We start from the raw sequence: 5,550 nt of genomic DNA, 5'->3' as shown, positions 1-5,550 counted from the left end.
GGACTCGCGACGGCCCAATAAGCGGGCCAGCATTCCGCGCAGGAAGGGCGCCGGATCGTCACAGATGGAAACGGCCCGATCAACAGGCTCTGCTTCGTTCACTTTGGTTTCCGCCTTCGGGATGAATGGAAAGGTTTTTGTATTTATTTCTGTCACGGCCCAGATGTAGGTCGGGCTTTAGCCCGACTCTGGGCCAAAAGAGCAAAATGGCAGGGTCGGACTAAAGTCCGACACATAAATTTTCAACAGGTATACCCGCCATCCACCACCAGGGTCGTCCCGGTGATGAACGCCGCCGCCGGAGAGGCCAGGAAGGCGACCACGCCCACCACGTCCTCCACACCGCCCAAGCGTCCCAGCGGAGTGCGGCGGACGATGCGGGTTTTCTGGTCCTGGCTCATGCCCTCGGTCATCTGGGTGGCGAGGAAGCCCGGCGATACCACATTGACCCGGATGTTCTTGGGGCCAAGCTCCCGCGCCAGACTGCGGGTGAGTCCTTCCAGCCCGGCCTTAGCGGCGCTGTACACGGCGCTGCCGGTGCTGCCCCGCGCACCCAGGATCGAGCCGATATTGATGATGACCCCGCCCTCGCCGCGCAGCATGATGCGGGACACCAACCGGGACAGGTGGATGGCCGAATTCAGGTTGAGTTGGAGATTTCGGTCGATGTCGGCGGGGGCGGTCATGGGCAGCAGTTGTTCCAAGGCGGCACCCGCGTTGTTGACCAGTACGTCGATGCCGCCGAAGCGTTTCTCCACGGTCCGCACGAACCGCTTGAGGGCTTCGGAGTCCCCGCCGTCCACGGCTTCCCACAGGAAGCGGTCGCCCCACTCGCGTTGCGCCCGCTGGGTGAATTCGCTTTCCGAGCGGCTGTAGGTAGCCACGGCGTCGCCCGCCGCCAGGAAATGTTCCGCGATGGCCTGCCCCAGCCCCCGGCTGCCGCCGCTGATAAGCACCGTCCGGCGCTGGACCTCTGTCGTTTCGTTCATGCCGATCTAACCTGCTTGAATCGCTCCCCCATCAGGCTCTTCGTGGACACGAAGATCAGCGAGGGAATCTTGTATTTCTCCAGGCGGGTGGCGCAGTGCGCGTGAATCCGCCGTTCCAGCGCGGCCTTGCTCTCCTCGTGTTCCAGGTTCACGGTGGCGACCACGATTTGCCCCGTTACCGGGTTGCGCTTGCCCTGCACCACCGCCCCGGTGATGTTGGGCACTTCCAGCAGCACGTTCTCCACTTCGGCGGGATGGACCTTCTCGCCGCCCACGTTGATGAGTTCCTGCTTGCGCCCCAGCACCCGCAGATAGTCCCCATCCACCTCGACCGAATCGCCGGTGTTGTACCAACCCTGGTCGTCGAACGGCGACGGCGCGTTGAGATAACCCAGCATGGCCGTCGCCGCCCTGATCCATAACACGCCGTCCAACACGCGGGTTTCCACGCCGTCGCCGCCGACCTTCATCCAGGTGGATTCGGTGTCCTTCGACTGGGTGGCCATGATGCCCAACTCGGTCAGCCCGTAAGTCTGCTTGAACGCCACATCGGGGAAAGCCCGCGCCACGGCTTTCAGGGTGGAAACCGGCATGGGCTCGGTGCCGTAAGTGATGAGCTTGAGGGATGACAGGTCATGTCGCTGGCGGGCGTCGGACAGGATGAGCATATTGAGGAAGGTCGGCGTGGTGGGCAGCAGTTCGACCCGGTGCAGCTCAATGGTGCGGCAGATGTCGTCGGGGCTGCGGGCGGCGCTGGTGACGATGGTGCCGCCGCCCATCAGGATGGAGAACAGGGTGTTGAGTCCCCCGATGTGGTCCATCTTGAGGAAGGTCAGGGTGCGGTGGGTGTTGGGCTTCTTGCTCAGGAAGCTTTCCGCCAGCCGAGCAGGGCGCAACAGGGCCGCTTTGGGCGTGCCGGAACTGCCCGAGGTGAAGATGATGGCCCCCGGTTCGCCCAGCACGCGGAGTTGGGTTAGCAGGGGATGATCTTCGGGCGATGGCAGCGGCTCGTAGTCCCACGCCCCGGCTTCGGAGCGGTTGAAGCAGCCGACCACGCGGGCCTCGGTCAGCAGCTTTTGCCGAGCCTCGCCGGTCTGGCTGCCCAGCGGCACGGCCACGTTGCGGTTGAGCAGCAGGGCCAGTAATAGGGCGATGGAGTCGGGTCCGTAATCGGTGGCTAAAGCCACGCCCTGTCCAGGCTCAATGCCCTGTGCGGCGAGGCGGCCCCGCCAAGCGTCGATGTCGCGGAGCAGGTCGGCATAAGACCGCTCCCCCTCCGGCCCCGCGATGAAAGGCGCGGCACCGTGCCGGGCCAGGCGTTCCAGCAGGAAGTCCATGACCTCAGCCCGCCGCGCCGCCGTAGACCCGGCACACGTCGCCGACGGTCTTCAATTCCTCAATGGACGCGCCTTCCGAAAAGGGGTCAAAATCCAGTTCCATTTCCAGAATGGCGACCAATTGCGCCAGGTCCAGGGAAGCAAACCCTAGGTCATGGACGAGGTTCAGCCCGTCGTCGAGTTCGACCCGCCGCTTGTTGGACTTTTCCTGAATCTCCCGGAGGGTCCGGTAGACTGCCGCTTGGATGGTGGATGCTGCCGTCACTGGGGTGGACTCCTCTGTGGTTGCGCCGAATAGGCGGAAGTGATTCTGGTGATGTCGAAAGCGAGTTCCTGGGCGGAGGTGGGCACCGCCAGCCATTTCTTGGCATGGCCCACGGCCAGCAGTTCGCGGGTCCGCCGCCGGTACAGGCTGGTTTCGAAGGCCAGCCGCCCGGCGGACACCACCTGGGGATTGTCGCCGTGGAAATCCGCCGGGCAGGTCTCGAAGGCGGCCTTCACGCGGATGTCCACGGTCTCGCTCTCGAAGCCGTTGCCGTAGTAGAAAATTTCCCGCTCCAACAACTCGACGCAATCCAGCGCGTCCCGTGGCAGGCCGGGTGAGAGCCGTTCCGCCAGATAGCGTTGCTCGCCGTGGGCCATGATTTCGCAGAACCTAGCGAAGATCATGCCGTGTCCGGGATAAACATCGCGGATCATCGCCACCTCGTAAGCGAACGGGGAATCATCCCGCGCCAGATTGTCCGCGAGGCCAAAGCCCGCCGCCCGAATCCGGTTGGCCCGCTCGATGGCGGCGGGCGGCGTGGTGATCGGCGGCAACGCGGCCACCCGGTCCTTGGCGGGCGTCGCCACCCGGCGCTTCGGCCCCAGGTTCTCGCTGGCGTCCACCACGAACACGCTGTGGGCTGCCATGCAGGGTAGGGTTTCCGGCGTCCATTGGCTCGTATCCTCGGGCACCGCGCCTGCCTCGCCCAGCGCATAGCGGGATTGCAACAGGGTCTTCCCGAACCGGGTCACATCGACTCCCACCGACACCCGATCCCACACCTTGAAGCTGCCCAGGGGCCGCTGCGGCGGCACGGTCAGATGGGTGTGGTAATAGGCGGGATAGAGCAAGCGCCCCTGGTTGTCGGCGATGCCATCGGGCTTGAGTCCGGTGCCCTCCACGAGACGGCGGCTGTGGGCATTGGCGAACAGCACCAGGGCGGCATATTCGTTGAGTGCGCCCAGGCCCACATGGCTCATGGTGAGGTCGAGGGTTTCAACCCGCATGGCCTTACTTCCCAAACATCGAATAAATGCGCTGCTCGACCTCCGGCAGCCTGAACGAAACCTCGTGCATCGCTAGTTCCTCGGTGATGACGCCGGGCAGGAGGGCGCGGGTTTCCGCCGCCAGCCGCCGTTTCAACAGCTTTAAAGACGTCACGGGCTTGTCAATAAGGTGTTCCGCCAGGGCCATGGCCTCGCCGATGACTTCGTTCTGCGGCAGGACGCGCACCGGGATGGCCCGTTCCCGCAATTCCCCGCCGTGGTAGTTGCGGGCGGTGAACAGCATTTCCGTCCCCAGCAGCGTGCCGAATTTCTTGGGCAGGATGTGGGTCGCGCCCATGCCGGGGGTGAAGCCGTATTTCATGAAGTTGGCGCTGTAGAGGCAACGGTCGGCCATCAGGATGAAATCCCCATAGCAACCGAACACCAGCCCGCCGCCCAAGGCGTGGCCCTGCATGGCCGAGATGGTGGGCAGTTCGCAATCCAGCAGCGCCCGGAAGAAAGAAGACTCATCGAATTTATGCCGCCCGTGGAAGATGGCCAGCAATTCCTCCTGGGTGCCGCCGCAGCAGAAATAATTGTCGAAGCCGTGGACCATCACGCACTTGGCGGCGGGATTGGCGGCGATGTCCCGGAAGGCGTCCTCCACCCCGGCGATGAAGGCGGGCGAGAAGGTGTTGCGGGAGGCGCGGTCGGCCAGTTCCACCACCGCGATATGCTCGCGGACATAGCTGAGATTAACGACCTTGGTCATGGGCGGTTCCGGCGGTCAAGGCGATTCCCACGGGAACCGCTGGTGTTCAAGGAAATTCCTGATGTTGTCCCGCACCTTGGGCGTGGCGACCAGCCGGGTGATTTCACCCACGGCGGTCTGCTCCATCGCTTCGGTGAGTATCCACATCTTGCGGAAATAGGCTTTGCAGTCGCGGACGGTGTCCTCGTCGATGCAGGACAGCCGCAACATCCGGCGGCGGATGGCCTCGTCCAAATCGTCGGCCAGTTCGTCCACCAGATGAATCTCGTGGGCACGCTGGGCGGTGACGGTCTGGGTGGTCAGGGTCATGGCGTAGGCTTGTTGGAAGCCGATCCGGCGGATCAGGAACGGCGTGACGCAGGCGGGCAGCAAGCCCCACAGCATTTCCGACAGGTGGAAGCTGGACCGCCCCGTGGCGAACACCAAGTCGCAAGCGGCGGCGAAACCCACGCCCCCGGCGATGACCTTGCCGTCCACGGCGGCGATGACGAACTTCGGGATGGTGGTGAAGCGCTTCAGCACGTTGAGGTAATCGCGGTTGGCGGATTCATCGCCCGCGCCGGGATCCGCCGGATTGGCGCGGTTCACTTCGCGGAAATCCATGCCGGTGCAGAACACACCGGGCAAGCCTTCCAGAATCACCACCCGGCGCTTGCGGTCGCGTTCCGCGAGGTCCAGGGCTTGATTCAGGTCCAGCAGCAATTGCCGGTTGATGCTGTTCTGGCTATCGGGCCGGTTGATGCGGAGCCGCAGGCCGAAGGGCGTTTCCCGAACCTCCAAGGTTTCAAACATGGCCTTCAGCTCCACTCGTATTCGCGGTGATAGTTATCGACCTGCCGCAACACCAGCAGCCCGCGCCCCGCCACTTGGCGGTTATAAATGGCGGCGAAGCGGTCGGTTTCCACGACTTTGTTCTTGATGCCGAACCGCCATTCGGCGTTGTGGTCGAGGATTGCTTCGTACTCGGTCATGCTGAGGCCATGGCGGCGGCGCAATGCCGCGTCGACGCCCAGGGTCGCCAGCTTGGCCTTGGAGCGCGGGGTGATGATGCCGCTGTAGAACTCGGAGGAGCAGCCCGAGCCGTAGGAAAACAGCCCGATCCGCTTGGGGCTGTTGATGCGGGCGTTATCAATCACGCCGCACAGGGCCAGATACACCGAGGCGGAATAGACGTTGCCGACCTCGACGCCATAGGTGAGCG

7 protein-coding genes are annotated in these 5,550 nt (G+C 63.9%); all 7 read right to left on the bottom strand.

The window, feature by feature from the left end; all coding sequences use genetic code 11:
* Window positions 1-242: 242 nt before the first annotated feature.
* Window positions 243-989, bottom strand: a complete 747-nt coding sequence (locus ACXWUF_RS17525) for an SDR family NAD(P)-dependent oxidoreductase (RefSeq protein ID WP_458495906.1) — start codon at window positions 987-989, stop codon at window positions 243-245.
* Window positions 986-2,326 carry a long-chain fatty acid--CoA ligase gene (locus ACXWUF_RS17520; RefSeq protein ID WP_458495905.1) on the bottom strand — a complete coding sequence of 447 codons (1,341 nt, stop codon included), beginning with the start codon at window positions 2,324-2,326 and terminating at the stop codon, window positions 986-988. Before ACXWUF_RS17520 ends, ACXWUF_RS17525 begins: the two co-directional genes overlap by 4 nt.
* Window positions 2,327-2,330: 4 nt before the next feature.
* The gene (locus tag ACXWUF_RS17515) at window positions 2,331-2,591 is read right to left on the bottom strand and encodes a hypothetical protein (RefSeq protein ID WP_458495904.1); all 261 of its coding nucleotides are present in this window, start codon (window positions 2,589-2,591) and stop codon (window positions 2,331-2,333) included.
* Window positions 2,588-3,598, bottom strand: a complete 1,011-nt coding sequence (locus ACXWUF_RS17510; protein WP_458495903.1) for an LnmK family bifunctional acyltransferase/decarboxylase — start codon at window positions 3,596-3,598, stop codon at window positions 2,588-2,590. The genes ACXWUF_RS17515 and ACXWUF_RS17510 overlap by 4 nt, the downstream gene beginning before the upstream one ends.
* A 4-nt stretch (window positions 3,599-3,602) precedes the next feature.
* A complete protein-coding gene (locus ACXWUF_RS17505) occupies window positions 3,603-4,349 on the bottom strand; it encodes a polyketide synthase (RefSeq protein ID WP_458495902.1) in 747 nt (248 codons plus the stop codon).
* A gap of 15 nt (window positions 4,350-4,364) precedes the next feature.
* Window positions 4,365-5,141 (bottom strand): enoyl-CoA hydratase-related protein, encoded by a 777-nt coding sequence (locus tag ACXWUF_RS17500; RefSeq protein ID WP_458495901.1) that lies wholly within the window; start codon window positions 5,139-5,141, stop codon window positions 4,365-4,367.
* A 5-nt stretch (window positions 5,142-5,146) separates the two neighbouring features.
* Window positions 5,147-5,550 (bottom strand): hydroxymethylglutaryl-CoA synthase (locus ACXWUF_RS17495; protein WP_458495900.1); only part of this gene is annotated, 404 nt, incomplete at its 5' end.

The sequence above is a fragment of the Methylomagnum sp. genome, assembly GCF_054333355.1.
Note: the sequence above shows the minus strand (reverse complement) of the source record. Positions and strands in the feature narration are given on the sequence as shown.

What these genes read in the sequence shown, in the direction of transcription:
- ACXWUF_RS17525 (WP_458495906.1), bottom strand. Translation starts at nt 989, where the DNA reads ATGAACGAAACGACAGAGGTCCAGCGCCGGACGGTGCTTATCAGCGGC.
- ACXWUF_RS17520 (WP_458495905.1), bottom strand. Translation starts at nt 2,326, where the DNA reads ATGGACTTCCTGCTGGAACGCCTGGCCCGGCACGGTGCCGCGCCTTTC.
- ACXWUF_RS17510 (WP_458495903.1), bottom strand. Translation starts at nt 3,598, where the DNA reads ATGCGGGTTGAAACCCTCGACCTCACCATGAGCCATGTGGGCCTGGGC.
- ACXWUF_RS17505 (WP_458495902.1), bottom strand. Translation starts at nt 4,349, where the DNA reads ATGACCAAGGTCGTTAATCTCAGCTATGTCCGCGAGCATATCGCGGTG.
- ACXWUF_RS17500 (WP_458495901.1), bottom strand. Translation starts at nt 5,141, where the DNA reads ATGTTTGAAACCTTGGAGGTTCGGGAAACGCCCTTCGGCCTGCGGCTC.